The organism is Corynebacterium macginleyi (assembly GCF_003688935.1).
GTDB classification, from domain to species: domain Bacteria; phylum Actinomycetota; class Actinomycetes; order Mycobacteriales; family Mycobacteriaceae; genus Corynebacterium; species Corynebacterium macginleyi.
The window spans coordinates 272,228-291,695 of the sequence record NZ_REGE01000002.1; the positions used below are offsets into that span (position 1 = coordinate 272,228).

Consider the following 19,468-nt stretch of genomic DNA (forward strand, 5'->3'; position numbering starts at 1 on the left):
GTGGCCCGCCCTGGGGTGCTGGTAGGCCACTACAAAGAGCAGTTAAAAGCCGGCCTTCTTCAGGGCATCGGCCATGGTCCCTTTGGCTGCGGGGCGCCCGCGCGAGCCACTGCGGTCGACATTGCGGCCGCCCTTCTTCCCCGCTGCGCGCGAGGGTTTTTCACCCCCGCGCTTGCCGGATCCGCGCGGCGAGTCGCCGCCACTACGCTGCGGCGCAGGCTGGCCTGGCACATCGTCCAACCGCAGTGACAGGCCAATGCGGTGGCGATCAACGTCAACCTCCATCACCTTAACTTTGACCACCTGGCCAGAACGCACGATTTTATGGGGATCGGAAACAAATTGATGGCTCATGGCAGAGACATGGACAAGGCCGTCTTGGTGCACGCCGACATCGACAAATGCACCAAAGGCCACCACGTTGGTGACCGTGCCCTCTAAAACCATGCCGGGGTTAAGGTCAGAGACCTTATGCACGCCTTCTTTAAAGGTGGCGGTCTTAAACTCAGGGCGCGGATCGCGGCCGGGCTTATCCAGCTCGGCGATGATATCACTGACGGTAGGAATACCGAAGGTCTCGTCAGCGAAATCGGCGGGGTCCAGCTTGTCCAGCACCCGGGTATTTCCAATGAGCTCGCCGATACCCAGCCCTGTTTGCTCCGCAATCCGCGTCACAATGGGATAGGCCTCCGGGTGAACGGCGGATGCATCAAGCGGGTCCGCTCCCCCATTAATACGCAAGAATCCGGCGGCTTGTTCAAAGGCTCTCGGCCCCAAGCGCGGCACCTTCTTCAGCTCTTTGCGGGTAGTAAAAGAGCCGTTATCATTGCGGTAGGCCACAATATTGGCGGCGATGGTGGGGTTAACACCCGCCACGCGCTCCAATAGCGGCGCCGAGGCCGTATTGAGATCGACACCGACTCCATTAACAGCGCTTTCCACCACACCGTCCAACGTCCGCGCTAGCGAAGTCTGATTCACATCATGTTGATACTGGCCCACACCGATGGCCTTTGGATCGATTTTCACCAGCTCTGCTAGTGGATCCTGCAGGCGCCGAGCAATGGAGACCGCCCCGCGTAGCGAGACATCCATATCGGGAAACTCCTCCGCCGCCAGCTGTGATGCGGAGTAAACCGATGCACCGGATTCGGATACCACGACGGGCGTCGGGCGCTGACCGCCCTCCTGTTTGAGCAGGTCAGCGATCTCGTGTGCGAGCTTTTCCGTTTCCCTGGAGGCAGTGCCATTGCCGATGGCCATGAGGTCAACCGAATGGCGAGCGCACAGCGTGGCCAGAGTCTGCATCGCCTTCGACCACTGATTTTGTGGTTGATGCGGGTAGACGATGGTGGTATCAATCACCTTGCCCGTTTTGTCCACCACAGCACACTTGGTGCCGTTGCGATAACCCGGGTCAAGGCCGATGGTGGCGCGCTGGCCCGCTGGTGCGGCAAGCAGCACATCGCGCAGGTTCGTTGCAAAAACCTTAAGGGCGCCTTCTTCTGCTACTTCCTTCAAACGTAGTCGCACATCCAGGCTGGAGGAGACGTACAGCTTGGTGCGCCATCCCCAGTGCACGGCATTATCTAGCCACGCGGAGCTGCGATCCAGCCCGAAACGATCCGCGATGAGGTCTTCGTAGTCAGCATCGTCACCGGCATCGAGGTGCAGCCGCAGCACCCCCTCGTTCTCCCCGCGCAGTAGCGCCAGAATGCGGTGAGAAGGCAAAGAAGAAAAGGGCTCATTGAAGTCAAAGTAATCCTTGAACTTCGCCCCCTCCGCTTCCTTTCCTTCTACCACCTGCGCCTGCATGGCACCTTGGTTGAACATGTGCTCACGCACGCCACCTACCAAGTCCGCATCAAGCGCAAAGCGATCGATGAGAATGGAGCGCGCACCCTCCAATGCCTTCTTAGTATCCGCAAAACCTTCCGTGAGATACCCCTGCGCCAGTTCCTCCGGCAGGGCAGTCGGCTGCGCAATCAATTTGTCGGTCAAGCCTTCCAAGCCGGCTTCGCGGGCGATGTCTGCCTTTGTCTTGCGCCGTTTTTTATACGGTAGATACGAATCCTCAAGCCTAGCCTTGGTATCACAGGCAAGAATCTGTGCGCGCAGGCCATCGCTAAGCTTGCCCTGTTCTTCGATGGCAGTGAGAATTGTCTCTTTACGCTCTTCTAACTCGCGCAGGTAAGTGGCCCGCTCTTCGATGGTGCGCAATTGCGCGTCATCCAGACCACCCGTAACCTCCTTGCGATAGCGCGCAATGAAAGGCACGGTATTTCCCTCTGCCAAAAGCTTCAGCGCCGTTGAAACCTGGGTTTCATGAGCACCAATCTCCCTCGCAATGGTGGCCGCAATATTCACGTAGATTCCTCACACTTCTATTTCAAAGCTTGGTGGGCGACCCACCCAATCTACCGCATGCCCTTCTCCTCACCCCTCCTGCCACGGGGCATTCAAAAAACTCCCCTCCCACACTCTGAAAGCAGCAAGAAGAGGAGCAGACTAATTTGCTTTAGTAGATGACTACCTTGTCCCTATCGCCGCCAGAGCAACTCACCCGCGAGGAATTACCGGAGCGGTACATCGTATAGGTACTACCGGTAGTCGGTGAATAAACGCTCACCGTGACATTCGTTCCGCCGCCGGCCACCCAGTTATTCATGAAGGTATCGTAAACGTTTTAGGCCAAGGCTACTAAGGTTCTGCCCGTGGCAGCGTAATAGCTCGTGTAGTCGCCCCACGAGTGCCCATTTCCGCCACGACTCCGCTGCGGCTGAGAATACGCTGGGTACTGGTTGTACTGCGGCTGTTGGTTGTATCCACCAAAATCATTTCCATTGGGAAAAGTCATGCGAGAAACCCCTGGAGAGCAAGTAAAAAAGCGAGTGTGTGCTGCACTTACAGCAGCACTACCCCAGCACCGATACAAGTTTTCCAGGGAATTTTTCTTAATTTTCTTCGCTGGATTCTGCGCTCCACACCGGCTCGGCCGACCACGCCAATTCGGTATGCCCAATTTCTGCACTTCCCAACCACGCCGCGGTGGGTGGTAGGCACTCAGCGACCATGGGCGCGATTTTAGGCAGGGGTACGGTGGTATCGCCGTTGACGATGACCCGCCACAGCGGCGTATTTCCCGCCTCGGTGCCAGTACCGAGTTCATATTCTTGGGCCAACGGGCTGTCTTCCGGCGGTGACTGAGCAATCACAGTGGCAAAAATATTCACCGGCCTAAAACCCGCAGTGCGTAATCTCTCAGGCATCTCGGCTTGGAGCTCTTCCCATTCTTCCGCGGGCATCAGCACGGAGAGATCCACGCTCACCTGCACTACTGTGCCTTACCTTCCGATTCATGCTCGCGTAAGTGAGCTATAAATGCCTTATCCGTCTTGCTCAATTCCACCTGGTCCAATAACTCGGGGCGGCGCCGCCAAGTACGTTCCAATGCTTGTTCTCGGCGCCACCTGTCTACCAGTCCATGGTTTCCAGAGGTCAACACCTCCGGCACCGCAAGCCCGCGCCACTCCCGCGGCTTGGTATAGCTCGGGCCCTCCAATAGGCCATCAGAAAATGAATCCTCCTCATGCGAGCGCTTATTGCCCAATACCCCCGGGATAAGACGGACGATAGCCTCTGCTATCACCAAAACCGCAACTTCCCCGCCAATAAGGACGTAGTCCCCGATGGATACCTCCCGCACGCGGTAGCGCTTCTTCGCATCTTCGACCACGCGCTGGTCGATACCCTCGTAACGCCCACAAGCAAAAACAATATGCTCCTCGGTGGACCATGCCCGCGCATCAGCTTGGGTAAACGGTGCCCCAGCAGGGGTGGGAACCAATAACAGTGGAAGGTCACCACCTTCGCTGTCGCCCTCTCGCTCGGCATTCGCAGCACCGGTGCTATACACCTGGGCTTCGACCCCTTCTAATTCATCGTGGCGCGGGCGGTTAAGGTGCGGCGAGGCGGAGGCGAGGGTGGGGGCGGTGGTCCCGAGGGAGACATCGTCAAGCGCGGGGCCCCATACCTCAGGCTTCATGACCATTCCTGGGCCGCCGCCAAAAGGCGAGTCATCGACTGATTTATGCGCATCCGTGGACCACTGCCGCAAATCGTGCACACTCACCTCAAGGCGACCCTGCTCGATGGCCTTACCTAAAAGAGCATGGCGCAACGGCTGCAGGTATTCCGGAAATATGGTCACTACATCGAGCTTCATAAATCCAACAGCCCTTCTGGGGGTTCGATGATGCACCTGCCGGCTTCCAAATCGACTTCCGGAACGATGGCATGAACGAAAGGCACCAGGGCGGAGCTGCCCGCGGTCAGCTCAACCTCCAAGAGATCTTGGCTAGGCCCGTGCACAACGGAGGCAACGGAGCCGATGTCCACACCGTGGTGGATAACGCGCAGCCCTTCGAGCTCGTGATCATAAAAGCCTTCGTCATCGCCCTCTAAAGGGGCGGCAAAAAATTGAGTCCCCCGCAGACTATCCGCCTGCGTGCGATCTACAATTTCTTCGCATGTCACCAAAAGCCGCCCCTTGTGGCTGCGCACCGCAGAGATTGTCAGCTCGTGCTCCTTGCGGCCCTGCTTTCCCTGCAACTTTTCTCCCACCGCAAAGCGCACCTCAGGCTCATCCGTAGTGGGTTCTACCACTACTTCTCCCTTGATCCCATGCGACTTAATGACGCGCCCAATCATTAATTCCATGGCGCAGAGTTTACCGCATGCACCCGGTTATCTTTATCTCCTACCGCGTTGCTCACAATCCCGCCGCTAGGCATTACGCTTGAGGTATGAACGACTCACCCACCTTTTCTTCAGAGCTACGTGGTACGCGTCAGGAGGGTCCGGACTCGCCCTTAACCGACCTTGACCTAGTAGCGCTGGCCCCTCCCACCGACCCCCAACGCCAGCGCCCTGGAGTCAGACGGGTCTTCAAAGGTGATCGCGCAAATCTCATCCTTTTTAGTTTTTCCCCTGGCCAAACCTTGCCGGATCACAAGGCCGCTCACCCCATTACCGTGCAGGTGATACGCGGCGAAGTGCTATTCACCTGCGGGGAGAAAACAGTCAGACTAATCCCGGGTACCATGGTGCACTTGCCGGCATACCACGTACATAGCGTTGCCGCGCCCCTACCGGTTATGGATTCGGATTCACCTGCACAGCAGGCGGACATGCAGCCTGCACTTATGCTGTTAACGATGCTGACGGGCTGATCAACATAGACCCCTGTGAGGAAAATTAAAGAAAAGCCACAAGACTATTAGCATTCGCGCCAGCACCCGCGCAGGCCTTAGGCCAAACACCAAATAAGTAATACTTTCTGCACAATAGCCTGCCTTCCTGGTCCACCGTCCATGGCTGTACCATGCATGCCATTAAAAGTCCCTATCCGAACTTCCGCAGGCGGACATCCATAACTTTTCAAGCCCGTGGTCACAGGCTGCCTGCGTGGGGTGAATTTTGAATATCCGGGCGATGCGTAAGGCGATTGGCTCGAATCGTGGCCGCGCGGTGAAAAAGCGCTAGGCACTAGGATTCAGGCAGTAGCCAAGCAGGAAAAATCCCCCACTCGGCATCGCACACAAATGAAACGATGACCGAAGGGGGATGAAGTTTATGCACAGCGTTCTTCTCAGTAGAGAGCGCTGGAGACGGGCCAGATTACTCTGCGGACTCCTCAGAAGCTTCTGCCTCGCCGGCAGCAGCAGCGGCAGCCTCAGCTGCAGCAGCCTCTTCAGCTTCCTTCTTCTTCTTTGCTTCCTGCTTAGCCTTCTTCTTTTCGGTAATGGCCTCGATAGTTGGGCCGTTATTAGCCTCAGCCAATGCCTCGTTGAAGATCTCCAGCTTGGATTTCTTCTCCTCAGCAACCCTCAAGGTGCCTTCTGCACCAGGCAGTCCCTTGTACTTCTGCCAGTCACCGGTTACCTTCAGCAGTGCCAAGACAGGTTCAGTGGGCTGCGCACCAACGGACAGCCAGTACTGTGCGCGCTCCGAGTCGATCTTGATAAGGGAAGGCTCTTCCTTCGGATGGTAGATGCCAATGTTCTCGATAACCTTGCCACTGCGGCGGGTACGAGCATCTGCGATCACTACGCGGTATTCAGCGACGCGAATCTTACCTACGCGCTGCAGTTTAATTTTGACAGCCATGATGGCTCCTTTTCTAGTCACTGGGCAGTTCAGACGCATGCTTTTTAGCACGCCGGTTCAACCCTTGGATTTTATCTGCGCGTGACGTACCGGCCGACCGTAGACGGAAACGGTGTTACGCAGAATGAAACATCTCATTATCACCAGCAGTTCGCACTGCTGCGATAACCTAATCCACTTTAGCGCGTGCCGGCATTATTCTAAAATCTTCACTTCCCCTCCCCGCTGCCTAGGCCCGTTATGCTTCTGAGACCTTTAGGGAGTACCCTTGTGAGCCGGACGTACACCTTCGCCCTAGAAGGCTCGCGAGTAAGCCGAGTTTGTTTTCCCCATGAACAAGCACACGAAATGACGTTTTATGCCAAAAGATTCTCCACGCAACTTTCGATACCGCTATGACCTTGATGGTCTGCGCGGAATCGCAATTGGCCTCGTAGTTATCTACCACGTCTTCGTAGGTCGTGTCTCTGGGGGCGTGGATGTCTTCTTACTGCTTTCCGGTTACTTCTTCTTAGGCTCACAGCTGCGCTATGCCAGCAAGCCCAACGCATCCTTGAACCCGTGGTGGCCCATCTGGCGCACACTGCGCCGCTTGGTGCCAAGCCTCGTAGTAGTCATCGGTGTGACGTATATTTTGGTGCGCCTTTTCACGCCACAACTCATGCACACTGCATTTACCCAGCAAATCACGGCAACAGTGCTGTACTACCAGAACTGGGAGTTGTCCCGCCAAAACGCCGACTACACTGCGGCCGCCGCCGATACATCCCCGCTGCAGCACATGTGGTCAATGTCCGTGCAAGGCCAGTTCTACCTCATGGGCATTGCCCTCGCCCTCATCCTTGCTGCGATAATGAAGCTGCGCCCGCAGCAATCTTCTCTGCGCCCAGTCCCTTTCCCCACGGTCAACCACATCGCCGGCCCGATTCTCATCGTGGTAACCGTCGCCTCCTTTGCCTACGCCTCGCGCCATGGGCTGCACGGAACGCCGGAGAACTACTATTCCACATGGTCGCGCGCCTGGGAGCTGACCCTTGGTGCGGTTCTAGCCATCTACGGCTCCGCGTGGAAGATTCCTGCCCGCTTTTATGACTTATTTACCGGCCTTGGTCTTTTCATGGTTGTCTCTACCGGTGCCCTCATCGCAGAGACCACCTCCTACCCAGGCCCGCTGTCGCTTTTGCCCCTGGGCGGTGCCGTGCTTATCATTTTGGGCGGCGGCGGCACGATTTCTAAGGCCATGGCTTCTGCCAAGGCACGCTGGCTCGGCGAGGTGGCCTACCCGCTGTATTTATGGCACTGGCCTCTGCTCATTGTGTCCACCTCGTATTTGGGCCAGCAGACCCCGCCATGGTGGCTAGGCATCATTATTATTGTCATTTCCCTGCTGCTTGCGGATATCACACATCGATTCATCGAGCGCCCTCTCCGCCAGCACCGCAAGCGACCCTTGGAAGAGGATCTTCCGACACACAAGGCCTTCTCTAGTTTGTCTACCCGTGCCGGGGCCGGTCGAGCCATCGGCGGTGTCCTGGTCGGCAGCTGCGTGACGGCGCTGCTTCTCATTCAGCCCCTGTGGCTGCGGGCCCTCAATATCGCTGACGCGGAGATACTCAACCCCAAGAAGTATCCCGGCGCCACCACATTCCTCGATGACATCACCCCTCCAGGCGGCGTAGAAATCAAACCAGATCCCGTCGTGGCCAGAAGCATCCAGTCGCCGGTTGCTGCGAATTGGTGTTTCGTACCCGATAGCCAACCTGCCGATTTCTTCTTTGAAACGCGCAAGGACGGCAAGACGCCATGTATTTTCGGCGATACCAGCTCCGACACAGAAGTATATTTGGTGGGAGGGTCCCACGCAGAGCAGTATTCTTCTGCCCTCGATCGTCTAGGGCGCGAAATGGGATTTAAGCTCGTTCCCCTCTTGCGCCAAGGCTGCCCCATCGAGCTTGGCGATGACGTCACGGTCAGCCCGGAATGCGCCGAATGGGGAGAGCTAGTCATGGACCGCATCGCCAGGGCCGACCCGGCAGTAGTCATCTCCAATACCACCCGCCCGCAAAATAAATATGGGCATGGCCCTGACGCGGTACCTGCCGGCTACAAAGCATTCTGGGACGAACTATCCAAGCGCGATATCCCCTTCCTGGGTTTCCGCGATAACCCGTGGGGATTCGATAAGGACGGGAAACCGCGCGAATTCGATGAGTGCTACGTCGCCAAAGAGGATGCCGATGGTTGCGGTATGCGTGTTGAACAAGTCTATCGGCCTTATGATCCAGGTGCGGTAGTCCTATCACAATACGAGAATATGTTGTCGCTCGATACCGCGCCGTGGTTCTGCGACGCTGATGGGGATTGCCCCGTCATCATTGGCAACACCATGGTCTACCGCGATATGCACCACATCACCAACGCCTTTGTAGATTCCGCAATGCCGATGATTCGAGAAGCTCTCACGCCCTTCTTGAACGGCGAAAAAGTCCAGCAAGAGGCGCCAAAAATCTCCCCTGAAGAAGCGAAAGCAGCGCTAAAGGAATCTCCAGCCGCCCCCACTACCGGTAGCCCGCGAGGAGCAAACCCGGTGCCGTACCCCAATACCCCAGAAAACGACCCGGTATGACGGTGTACTCACAACGACAGGAAAAGGTGGCCCATTACAGCACAGGTAATGGGCCACCTTCGATTTAAAACTCTGGTCGGCTACTTTTTCCCCTTGCCAAAGTTGAGGTTATCGAGGTCGATATCCCCCATACCTTTGGGCATCGTGGGCATACCGGGAATCTTTCCACCGGTACCGAGGCGACCGCCGCCGGGGCCACCCAGTTGCTGCTGCAGCTGCTGTAGTTCTTCCATTCCTGGCATACCGCCTGCCATTCCCGGGATAGCGCCCGGCATCTGGGGGCCGCGGTTGCCACCGCCGCCTTTACGCTTCTTGCGCTTGCCATTTTTGCCTTTGCGCCCCTTGGGCTTTTTCTTGGTGGCAGAACGCCCGCCACCACCCATGCCAAACTGGCCGGCCATCTTGGACATCATCTTCTTGGCTTGGTTGAAGCGCTCAATGAGCTGGTTGACCTCGGACGTGCTTACACCGGAACCATTGGCGATGCGCTTACGACGCGACGCGTTCAAAATCTTCGGGTTTTCGCGCTCCTCTGGGGTCATACCGCGAATGATGGCCTGGATACGATCTAACTGCTTTTCATCTACCATGGCGGCCATTTCATTCATCTGCTTGCCGCCAGGCATCATCTTCAGCAGGTTGCCAATCGGCCCCATCTTGCGAATCATCAACATCTGGTCAAGAAAGTCATTCAGCGTGAGCTCACCGGAGCCCAGCTTGGCGGCTGCTTCTTCAGCTTTCTGGTGATCCAGAGTGGCTTCCGCCTGCTCAATCAGGGAGAGCAAGTCACCCATGCCCAGGATCCGGCTGGACATACGCTCTGGGTGGAAGACATCGAAATCATCAAGCTTCTCACCGGTGGAGGCATATAAAATCGGCTTGCCTGTCACTTCCCGAATGGACAACGCTGCACCACCGCGGGCGTCACCATCCAGCTTCGTGAGAACCACGCCAGTAAAATCCACGCCATCGCGGAAAGCCTCCGCCGTTTGCACGGCGTCCTGTCCAATCATGGAGTCAATGACGAATAAGACTTCATCCGGGTCTACGGCATCGCGTATATTGCGCGCCTGCGTCATTAGGGTTTCATCAATGCCCAGGCGGCCGGCGGTATCGATGATAACCACATCGTGTTGCTTTTGCTGTGCCTCAGCGATACCGCGCTTGGCGACGTCCACCGGATCCCCATGCGAGGTACCCATCTCGTGGTCATTGGAATCCAGGGAAGTACCCGGGTCCGGGGCGAAAGTCGGGACATTCGCGCGCTCGCCGACGATCTGCAACTGCTGCACAGCTCCTGGGCGTTGCAAATCACAGGCCACCAGAATGGGCGTGTGCCCTTTTTTCTGGAGGTGGCTGGCCAGTTTGCCGGCCAAAGTGGTTTTACCGGCACCCTGCAGACCAGCCAGCATAATGACAGTTGGTGGTTTTTTGGCCAAGTTTAACCGGCGAGTTTCCCCGCCGAGGATCTCGATGAGCTCCTCATTGACAATCTTGACTACTTGTTGGGCGGGGTTGAGCGCCTCAGATACTTCCGCGCCGCGGGCGCGTTCCTTAATGCGCTTGATAAACCCGCGCACCACCGTCAGAGAAACGTCAGCTTCGAGCAATGCCAAACGAATCTCACGAGTCGTGGCGTTGATATCCGCCTCAGTTAATTTGCCCTTGCCGCGCAAGCCCGCCAGGGCTGACTGCAGGCGGTCTGATAGTGAGTCAAACACTACGGATGCGCTCCCTTAATTTAAATCGATCTAAAGTTCAATTACTCAATCCTAGTCCCTAGCCAGCGCCCTGGTCACATTCCCCACCACCTGGGCGCGAGAAACCAACGCCCCGAAGAAAACGTGCACAATCATCGTGGCCCCCAGAATCTCATGTCGCAGCCACATAAACTCCGGCAACGCCTCCACCAAATAGCCCAACGCGCCTATTCTTTCCACGGTGCGAATCTCCAAAATTCCACCCACATTAAAGGCTGCCGTGGTGGGCTCACCTGCGATAGCGGGAAACTCTGTGTACGTGCGCGAATTATAGGACTGGATAAACCGGTCCGGTTCTGCGACCTCTGTGAGGTTTTTTTGGACTGTGCGAATGTCAAACTCCGCCTGATAATCACCAGCACCACCGCGTACACAATTGGCCCGCACAATAGTCCACCCCAGGGCAGCTATCAGGGCAAAAATGCGTTTAAATTCTGCCTTGTTGGCACCGGACCAGCTTACGGTGGCCACTTCCTCCTGCCAATCAACCACGAGCCCTACCCCATAATCTTCCCGGGGAACGTGGACCAAGGGCCGAGTAACTATGCGTGGCTTATTTGCCTCAAGGGCGCGGGCCACGATCAGGGCCTGCGCCTGTGCAGTACGGGTGGACCACATTCCGGGGCCCGTTGATAAGGCATCCGCCTTAGATAAAGTCGCAAGCAGCGAAATGATCAATTGGTCATACTGGCACGCATCTAGTAGGGCATCACGTGCGGAATCCGATCTTGGATCCATACTCGCCGCCAATCGCGCTAAGGTGGTGTGTTCTGCTACCACGGTTTGCACGCGCGATATATCTGCAAGATTAAAACGCATGCGCGCGGCTTGTTGTGCTACCAATTCAGCCCCCACTTGTGCATGCGGGCGGTCGTAACCCTTGCCTAAATCGTGATATAAAGCGGCCAAAAGGAGGAGATCCGGGCGGGCCACCGAAGTCCGCACTTCGGCGCACCGCGTCACGGTGGCAACCAGGTGATAATCCACGGAATGCAGGTGAGTTCGTTCTCTGGGTAATAATCCGCGCACATGATTCCATTCCGGAACCAAGCGCTCCCATAGGCCGTAGCGATCCAGCTCAGCAATCACCCGTGGAGTGTTGTCCGGCGAAGACAAAATGGCAAAAAAATCATCTACGGCCGCCCGCGGCCACCGCTGCGGTGGGGGTGGAAGCTCCTGCAACGCCCGCCACGTCGCCATTGATACGGAATATCCCGTCCGCGCCGCGGCCGCCGCCACGCGGGTCAACAACCAGGGATCTTCGGAATTGAAAGTGCGGGGCAAGGAGATAACGGCGCCATCTGTTACGACATCCACATCAAGGGGACGCCGCACGCGGCCCCTCCCCCGGTGCACCCCACCGCCACGACTACCCAAAATGCCGCGGGCAGTGGCCAAACTGCGCTCTACCGCCTCATCGATACCGGAAGCCGCACTAACTAACGCAGCCGTTACCTCATAGCGGCTGCTAAAACCCAATTCTTCCGCCACGTCTGCGGCAAAATCCGGGTCCAAAATATCGCGGTGCCGGCGAGCTTTTACGTGCAAGAGGGTCCGTACATCGAGTAATAAGCGCCGTTGTTCATCCAGCGCGGGCAGATCACACAGGTTGCCTAAAGCTAAAGCGCGCAGGAGCTGAATATCTCGCAGTCCCCCACGTCCATTTTTCAGGTCTGGGTTGGTCATGGTGGCGACGGCGCCAGAGCGGTTCCAGCGCGCGATGGCGTTATCGACGAAGCTATCAAAGCCTCGCTGCAGCTGGCGCCGCCATGCATGCAGGAGCCGCTGACGGGCCTCATCAACAAGCGGTTTCTCGCCCGCGATATAAGTTAGATCTAGCTGTGCAAAGCCGGCCGAAGTGTCCTCCAGAGCAATCTCGGCGCACTCCTGCGGGGTACGCAGAGCAAAGTCCAAGCGATATTTGGCATCCCACACCGGATACCACAAGTCCTCTAGCAAACCAGAATCTGGCTCGTTGTTCTCTGGGATGATTAATATAACATCCAGATCGGAATACGGAGTCATCTCCTGTCTAGCCAAAGAGCCGGTTGCAGCTAGCGCCGTGTGCGGCGGCAAGTCCAAAGCCTTGAGGACCCGCACCGCCGCGGCATAGGCTTCACTACGAAGAGCGGATGCCCCCACTATTTTCATTTAAAGGGCAGTTTCGCCGCGCTCTCCCGTGCGAATACGAATAACGTCTTCAACCGGGGTAATCCAAATCTTGCCATCGCCAATCTTGCCGGTATAAGCCGCATCGACGATGGCGTCAATGAGGTCTTCGACCTGGTGATCAGCGGTTAACACTTCCAGCTTAACCTTGGGCACAAAGTCCGTGGCGTACTCTGCTCCGCGATAGACCTCACTGTGCCCGCTTTGCTGCCCGAAGCCCTGGCTTTCGGTCACGGTGAGACCGTGCACATCTTGCTGTTTTAATGCCTCCCGGATATCCGGTAGAGTAAACGGTTTCACAATGGCGGTAATTAGTTTCATTTAATCCTCCTACGGAAAAGGTCATTCAGCAGCCAATTGTGGTGCGGATATGCTGCGTCCTAGTCTAGCCCCAGCCAAATAGAACGTGCGCGCACTACGGCGGCAATCGGTATATTACGGGCGGATCCGCTGCAGTCGCGTTGTCCGCTGCGTAAAAGAAACACGGGCCACACTCCATCCGTGAAGGAGGTGCAAACCCGCGTTTCAAAATAGGTAAAGAACACCCTAAATTTCGTCTTCATCAGCGTAAACGGTCTGAATTTCCTCATTATTGTGTTGGGCATGTTTGACGTCAGTTACCGCAACGCCATAGATGGAACGCCCCAGGTAAAACGAGCCCACCGCGCCAATAATCCAGACGCCAAAGAAGGCGAAAAATCCCTTGATAAGAAGGCCCAGTGAAAAACCGTCCTGTCCAAAATCCACTACTAGCTTGGCGACGATAATAAGCGGCACCGCCAAACCCACGGTCGGGCCCATCAAGTTGGCGCGGGTCAAGGCATCCGGCGCACGCCACAAGGAGACCACGGTGGCCACGACAAGGATGGTGGCCACGATGAGCAGTACCGAAGCAATAATTTCGTACACAGCCATGGCTTATCGCCGCCCTTTCGAAATAATGCGGGCCATGGACAAAGTCGGCAAAATACCGGCTGCAATGGCACCAATCAGGGCAATGTCATAAGCCAATGGAGCATTGTTAATCATTGACCAACCAAGATACATGCAGATCATGCCATAAAAGACGATGTCTGACATCACCGCCCGAGTAAGCTCATCGCGGGTGCGCAGCGCCAATAACACCCCGCACCAGGCGGCACCGCCCATAATGAACACGCTCACCAGTACGACCCAACCGAATGGGGTCAATGTTGCAAAATCAATCATCGGTCGGTCTCCTTCCTGCGTTGAATTTTCCGGGCTAGGTGCTTGGGCTTTTCTACGTCTGCCTGACGCTCCGAGAGCGGAGTATCCTCGGCCCGCGCCAGATCTGGCGAGCGCATATAGCGGCCGAGTGTATCCAAGGGAAATTCGTAGAAAGCCTCATCAAGCTCCGTCGTATTTCCTTGCCCAGGAACGCCGTAATCAATGCTCTTGACGCGCGGGGCCAAACGCTCTTCCATCTCGGCCAAATCAGCGACAATTGCCGCAGGGTCGGAACCCTGTACCGCTTGTACTAGCACAATGCGGGGCAGCCCCTTTCGCGGTGGCTCACGCAGTCCCAAGGACAGCGTGCCAGGAGTGGCAGTGATAGAGGAAGTAAACCAGAAAATCTCCCAGGCGCCGGTAACGCGCAGTGGATATCGGATGATAACTGGGTGGTACTTGTTATCAGGCTTAAATGCTGACATCGCCAAGCTGAACCCAGCAACGAAAATTTCCTTGATGAGCCAGAGTGCATAACCTACAGCATGCATTTATCGGCCCTCCTGAATGTCATCGATATTAGGTAGTGCGGCTGGGTCATCCCCCAAGATGGTGTCGGTATAAGCCGTTGTGTCCAGCAGTTGCTCGGCTGCGGTTTCTACCGCATCGATGACCCAACCTGAGAAAAGGAACATGCCCAGCGAGACCAGGATGAGGGTTGCAGAAGGCGCCATCAGTTTCTTGCGGATGATCAGCTCATCTGGAACCTTATTCGAGGGCAAATCATGTCCCCAGAAAGTTTCACGCCACACGCGCAACATTGCCAAGAATGCAGCGAAGGAGGCGATGATGATGGCGGAAATCACAATCCAGGCCGAAGCGCCACCATTACGCGCGACCTCGAAAACTATCATGAGTTTACCCCACATGCCGGAGAACGGCGGAAAACCTACAATGGAGAAGGCACCAGCGGCAAAAATCCAGGCGATAATGGTATCGCGGCGCGCAAGGCCAGATAGCTTCGTTAGGTCACCCGTACCGTAGGTCTCTTCGATGGCACCGGAAGCCAGAATCAATGAGCCGACGGTCACCATGTGGTGAATCGTGTACATAATACCGGCGGCCAACGCGCGGCTTGGATCTTCGGCAGTAAAAGCCAACATCACCAAGATGAAAGGCATACCGTTAAGCATCTGGTAACCCAGCACGCGGCGAATGGTCTTTTCCTTCAGGCCACCAAAAGCACCGATCATCATCGAAATCAGCATGAGGACGATGATGAGTACGTTCCATCGCTGCTCAAGATCGAAAAGCTGCACATACAGCCGGTAGAGCATATACACTGCGACCTTCGTGTGGAGGCCGGAGAAAAGGCCCATCACTGCAGCCGACGTTCCTGGGTAGGTACGCGGTAGCCAAGACTGCACCGGAAACACGCCAGCCTTGGCGGTAACGGCGATGAGAATAATGCCCGCAGCAACGGTGACCGGGCCATTGCCGGCGGCAGCACCCTGCAAGGAGGCTAGGTTAACCGAGCCGGTAACTGAATAGATATATCCCACACCTACCAGCAGCAGCGTGGAAGCAAAAAGGTTGACTAGGATGAACGCGCGTCCTGCCGCCAAGCGAGACCACGTGCCCGACATAGTGATGAGGCCGTAAGACGGCAGCAGCATGACCTCTATGAATACAAAGAAGTTAAAGAGATCAGCGGTTAGCAGCGCACCGCACACACCTGTGATAAGAATCAAGGTGAGTGAGGGGTAATAACGAGATTTCGTCTCCCCGCCCACGATGGCGAACCAATTAGCGCCGAAGGCCACGATCATCGTGGTGCTGATCATCAGCGCGGCAAAGGCATCCGCTACGAGGGGAATACCCACATTGCCCACGTAGAGGCCCACGGTATGCGCCACTACCCCATTGGTCATGGTGTAGATCAACAGTCCCAGACCGGCCACAACCCCAATTCCGGGGACGATGAGCATAATCGTGTCGCGGACGGCGCGCCTGGGTGCCAGCAAGGCAATGGCGGCAGCAATGAGCGGAACTGCTGGGAAAAGCGGAAGAAGTTGGGCTACAACATCAGCCATTATTTTTCACCCTCCTTCTTCCTATCTATCCCACGCTCAGTCACGGGGGTGTCATGGTCTACACGGCCAATGCGATCGAGTTCATTGGCGGACTCTTCCAAAATCGCTCGGTTCTGGGCATCGCGGCCCAAGGTAGAAAATGCGTGATCAATAGTGTTGTCATCGACGGGTTCCACCACATCGGTGTCATCGTTCTTGCCCATTGCAGCCATGGTCAACAGAATGGTTGAGGTTGCCATAGAAATGACAACCGCTGTCAGAACAAATGCCTGCGGTAATGGATCCGCCATCTGGGCGTGTGGTACTTCCGATGGAAAGGCTTCACCTCGGTAGGAGTACACCCCAGTGGCCAACAAAGTCAGGTTGGCACCGTGACCGAATGCCATCATGCCCAAAACAATACGGACCAAACCACGTTGTTGAATGAGGTAGACGGCGCCACCGATGAGGATGGCGATAGTTAACGCGAGAATCATTACTTCTCCCCTCCTCGGTCGGCGTTATGACGGCGACGTTGCTTTGTTTTAGTTTTCGCCTCTTTGGGGCTGAGCAAAGCGAGCGGATCGGTCGACGGGTTGATTGGGTCAGGGTACGGATCGTCCGCATCCTCTACGGCAATGCGCGGTGTAGCCGGCAAGGCCGAATCATGGTCATGGATCCATGGCAGGTAGTCCCGCTCTGTACCTGGCCTGAGGTAGCCGCCCAAAGCATTGATAGCCATCGTAAGCATGCCTAATACCGCCAGATAAATGCCGAGATCGAAGATTAGCGACGTCGTCCAATGCTGGCCGAAGGCCTCACCGTGCAAGGCAGTGAGGAAACCACCGTTGCCAAAGCCGTGGTGCCAGTAACCGATAAAACCTGCCAATAGCGCGGTAATAATACCAATGCCGGTGAGGTGTACTGGGGTCATACGTCCGAAGACAATCTCATCGGATCCGCGGGACAAGTAGGTCAGACCAATGGCTGCACCCATGATGAGGGCTGCGGGGAATCCACCGCCGGAGGAATCATGTCCACGGAAAAACACGATGACGGACATGATGATGAGCAAAGGAATGACGATATTGATTCCCTTGCGCAGTGGCACAGAGTTCAGCTGCGACTGACCGAATGGCGCCGGACGCGTACCCGAGGTGAACGGGAAGCGTGGCAGCGTGGTAGTAATGGCTGCAATAACTACGGCGGCCATGCCCAGCACGGAGAGCTCGCCCAAGGTATCGAGTGCGCGGAATTCCACGATGATGGTGGCCACGACGTTATCGCCACCCGTAATATCCGGCGCATTGTCGAGATACCACAAAGACAGATCCGAACGCTCGTGGCGGCCCATCAAGCTCCATACACCGAGGAAAGCCGCAATGCCAGCCAATACGGCGATAACGATGGAGCCCACCTTACGGGTTTTATCAGTAACCGGCTGGAAGGTCTCCGGCAGGTAACGCAAAACCATCATCATGACGACCACAGAAAGGGCTTCCACCATGAACTGTGTCAGTGCGACGTCCGGTGCGCCCAAGAAAAACATTTGCAAAGTGACGCCTGTGCCTGCAATGCCGATCATAACGGCGCCGGTGAGGCGGTTCTTGGTGCGAACCAACCCGAATACGGCCAAGGCGATAATTCCCAAGGGCAGCAAGTCCCATGGTTTGTCGAGCCCATCGACGCGCGGTTGCAGCGGTACCCCGTCTATGCCCTCACTGAACAAAGTTGTACCAGCGAGGACGATAACCACGATGACAATCGGCAAGATGTGGCGGGAAGGATTATGAGAATCTGCCATCTTGCCCACTACATAGCCAAGCTTCGCGCAGCCACCTTGCAAGCTCTGCAAAAGCTCGTTACCGGTGCGCGGCATGAACTTGCGGCCCTCGAAGGCCGGCCACATCTTCTTGCGGACAAAAAGGGCCGCGATACCGGCCACCAGCACCAGAATCGAGATAATAAACGGCACGTTAATTCCATGCCATACCGAGAGGTGAGCATGTGTTTCCATGCCCACAGCGCCGACAGCATGCTCTAATGGCTCTTCGAAAAAGCTTAAGACGATGACGAGCGGCAGGGACATAAAGCCCGGAAGTGCCGCGGGAAGCCATAGGGCAACTGGGGCTTCGTGGACATGGTCCATGGACCGCGGTCCATCGAGGAATGCACCGAAGACGATCTTTGCCGAGTAGGTGAAAGTAAAGAAGGCACCAATACCTGCCACGGCCAGTAGAATTACTTGGCCTGCGCCACCGATGGGGGCGTCCTCGAAGGCAGTGAGCATTCCTTCCTTGGACACGAAGCCCAGCAGCGGAGGTATCGCAGCCATGGATGCTGCGGCGATGACTACAGAGCCAAATGTCCACGGCATCTTCTTCCACAGCGGGCCAAGACGGCGAATATCTCGCGAACCCGCTTCATGGTCAATGACGCCGATGAGCATAAACAGCGAGGACTTAAAAAGCGCGTGTGCCAAGGTGTGTACCAGTGCCGCCCCAATGGCGAACGGAGTGCCGACACCGACGGTGGCCACAATCCAACCAAGGTGGGATACCGTGGAATAAGCAGTCAGCTTCTTCAGGTCCGTCTTCTGCAGAGCAAACACCGCGGACATCACCGCCGTACCCATACCGACTACGATGAGCACCCAGTTCCACACCGCGACATCGTTGAAGATTGCGGAGAAGCGGATAAGCAGGTAGATACCCGCCTTGACCACGGCTGCGGCGTGCAAGAACGCCGAAACTGGCGTAGCAGCGGCCATAGCTTCTGGCAGCCAAAAGTGGAATGGAAATTGCGCGGACTTGGTAAAAGCGGAAGCCGCGATGAGGATAGCAACGCTCGCAGTCACACCCGGACGATCATCCCATACCGAGGAGGCGAGGATCTCAGAAATGGTGGTCGACCCGGTGGTTACTGCAGCAATTCCCAATCCCGTCAAAAGTGTAAGGCCACCGATGAACGTCAGGATTAAAGTGCGCTGCGAACCAGCCTCTCCCCCGGAACCAGAACGCGCAATGAGCATGAAGGAAGCCAAGGAGACAAGCTCCCAGGCGAGGAATAGCACAACAACGTCATTAGCCAGCACCAGCAACAAAATGGACAGCGTGAACGCCGTCATCAATGTATAAAAGCTCGTATTTCCCTGGTTCTTAGGGAGATACGCTGCCGAATATGTCAACACGACGGCGCCGATGACAAGAGCCAACATGGCGAAGAAAATGCTCAGTGCATCTCCGCGTAGAGCGAAACTTACGTCAACCCCCGGTGCAATAAAATCGCGCACCCAAGTGGTGTGGAAACTGAGTTCCTCCCCCGCTGCAATGGCAGAAAAATCCTTAGCAATGAGCACCGCTGCAACGAGGAAGAGGCCTGCTAGTGGATAGCCCGCCTGTCGGTCCATGACCTTTACGGTCACCGGTGCCAAGATCACTGCCAATGCCGCAAGGAGGACAGCAAAAAGTAGTGTCACGAAATAC

Annotated in this window: 17 protein-coding genes; 1 reads left to right on the top strand and 16 read right to left on the bottom strand. The window is 56.3% G+C overall.

The annotated features are described in order from the left end of the window. Positions 1–42 precede the first annotated feature (42 nt). From D9V82_RS03035 to rpsP, 7 genes are all read right to left on the bottom strand, one after another. Positions 43–2,367, bottom strand: coding sequence for a Tex family protein (locus D9V82_RS03035; protein ID WP_121910907.1), 2,325 nt, complete (start codon positions 2,365–2,367; stop codon positions 43–45). A gap of 151 nt (positions 2,368–2,518) precedes the next feature. Beyond that, positions 2,519–2,668, bottom strand: a complete 150-nt coding sequence (locus D9V82_RS12565; protein WP_234457581.1) for a hypothetical protein — start codon at positions 2,666–2,668, stop codon at positions 2,519–2,521. Between the two features lie 18 nt (positions 2,669–2,686). Further along, on the bottom strand, positions 2,687–2,857 hold the full coding sequence (locus tag D9V82_RS12570; protein WP_234457979.1) for a hypothetical protein: 171 nt from the start codon (positions 2,855–2,857) through the stop codon (positions 2,687–2,689). Between the two features lie 97 nt (positions 2,858–2,954). Further along, on the bottom strand, positions 2,955–3,329 hold the full coding sequence (locus D9V82_RS03045) for a hypothetical protein (RefSeq protein WP_239088638.1): 375 nt from the start codon (positions 3,327–3,329) through the stop codon (positions 2,955–2,957). Positions 3,330–3,334: 5 nt separating this feature from the next. Beyond that, positions 3,335–4,225, bottom strand: a complete 891-nt coding sequence (gene trmD / locus D9V82_RS03050; RefSeq protein WP_121910909.1) for a tRNA (guanosine(37)-N1)-methyltransferase TrmD — start codon at positions 4,223–4,225, stop codon at positions 3,335–3,337. Then, positions 4,222–4,719 (bottom strand): ribosome maturation factor RimM, encoded by a 498-nt coding sequence (gene rimM / locus D9V82_RS03055; protein WP_121910910.1) that lies wholly within the window; start codon positions 4,717–4,719, stop codon positions 4,222–4,224. Before rimM ends, trmD begins: the two co-directional genes overlap by 4 nt. Before the next feature lie 960 nt (positions 4,720–5,679). Then, positions 5,680–6,168 (bottom strand): 30S ribosomal protein S16, encoded by a 489-nt coding sequence (gene rpsP, locus D9V82_RS03065; RefSeq protein WP_121910912.1) that lies wholly within the window; start codon positions 6,166–6,168, stop codon positions 5,680–5,682. Between the two features lie 358 nt (positions 6,169–6,526). Between rpsP and D9V82_RS03070 the strand changes: the two genes are divergently transcribed. Next, positions 6,527–8,794, top strand: a complete 2,268-nt coding sequence (locus tag D9V82_RS03070) for an acyltransferase family protein (protein ID WP_121910913.1) — start codon at positions 6,527–6,529, stop codon at positions 8,792–8,794. Positions 8,795–8,874: 80 nt separating this feature from the next. Here D9V82_RS03070 and ffh read toward each other — a convergent pair whose 3' ends face one another. From ffh to D9V82_RS03115, 9 genes are all read right to left on the bottom strand, one after another. Further along, positions 8,875–10,515, bottom strand: a complete 1,641-nt coding sequence (ffh, locus tag D9V82_RS03075) for a signal recognition particle protein (protein ID WP_121910914.1) — start codon at positions 10,513–10,515, stop codon at positions 8,875–8,877. Between the two features lie 51 nt (positions 10,516–10,566). Next, the gene (locus D9V82_RS03080; protein WP_420826860.1) at positions 10,567–12,705 is read right to left on the bottom strand and encodes a [protein-PII] uridylyltransferase; all 2,139 of its coding nucleotides are present in this window, start codon (positions 12,703–12,705) and stop codon (positions 10,567–10,569) included. Then, entirely contained in the window at positions 12,706–13,044 is a 339-nt protein-coding gene (locus D9V82_RS03085; RefSeq protein WP_121910915.1) for a P-II family nitrogen regulator, read from the bottom strand. It lies immediately after the preceding gene. 225 nt (positions 13,045–13,269) lie between these two features. Then, positions 13,270–13,638 (bottom strand): Na+/H+ antiporter subunit G, encoded by a 369-nt coding sequence (locus tag D9V82_RS03090; RefSeq protein ID WP_121910916.1) that lies wholly within the window; start codon positions 13,636–13,638, stop codon positions 13,270–13,272. Between the two features lie 3 nt (positions 13,639–13,641). After that, positions 13,642–13,932, bottom strand: a complete 291-nt coding sequence (locus D9V82_RS03095) for a cation:proton antiporter (protein WP_121910917.1) — start codon at positions 13,930–13,932, stop codon at positions 13,642–13,644. Further along, positions 13,929–14,462, bottom strand: coding sequence for a monovalent cation/H+ antiporter subunit E (locus D9V82_RS03100; protein WP_121910918.1), 534 nt, complete (start codon positions 14,460–14,462; stop codon positions 13,929–13,931). The genes D9V82_RS03095 and D9V82_RS03100 overlap by 4 nt, the downstream gene beginning before the upstream one ends. Continuing rightward, on the bottom strand, positions 14,463–16,004 hold the full coding sequence (locus D9V82_RS03105; protein ID WP_121910919.1) for a monovalent cation/H+ antiporter subunit D family protein: 1,542 nt from the start codon (positions 16,002–16,004) through the stop codon (positions 14,463–14,465). Continuing rightward, positions 16,004–16,480: a sodium:proton antiporter gene (locus tag D9V82_RS03110; RefSeq protein ID WP_121910920.1), complete on the bottom strand. Its 477-nt coding sequence runs from the start codon at positions 16,478–16,480 to the stop codon at positions 16,004–16,006. Before D9V82_RS03110 ends, D9V82_RS03105 begins: the two co-directional genes overlap by 1 nt. Then, positions 16,480–19,461, bottom strand: coding sequence for a DUF4040 family protein (locus D9V82_RS03115; RefSeq protein WP_121910921.1), 2,982 nt, complete (start codon positions 19,459–19,461; stop codon positions 16,480–16,482). The genes D9V82_RS03110 and D9V82_RS03115 overlap by 1 nt, the downstream gene beginning before the upstream one ends. Positions 19,462–19,468: the final 7 nt, after the last annotated feature.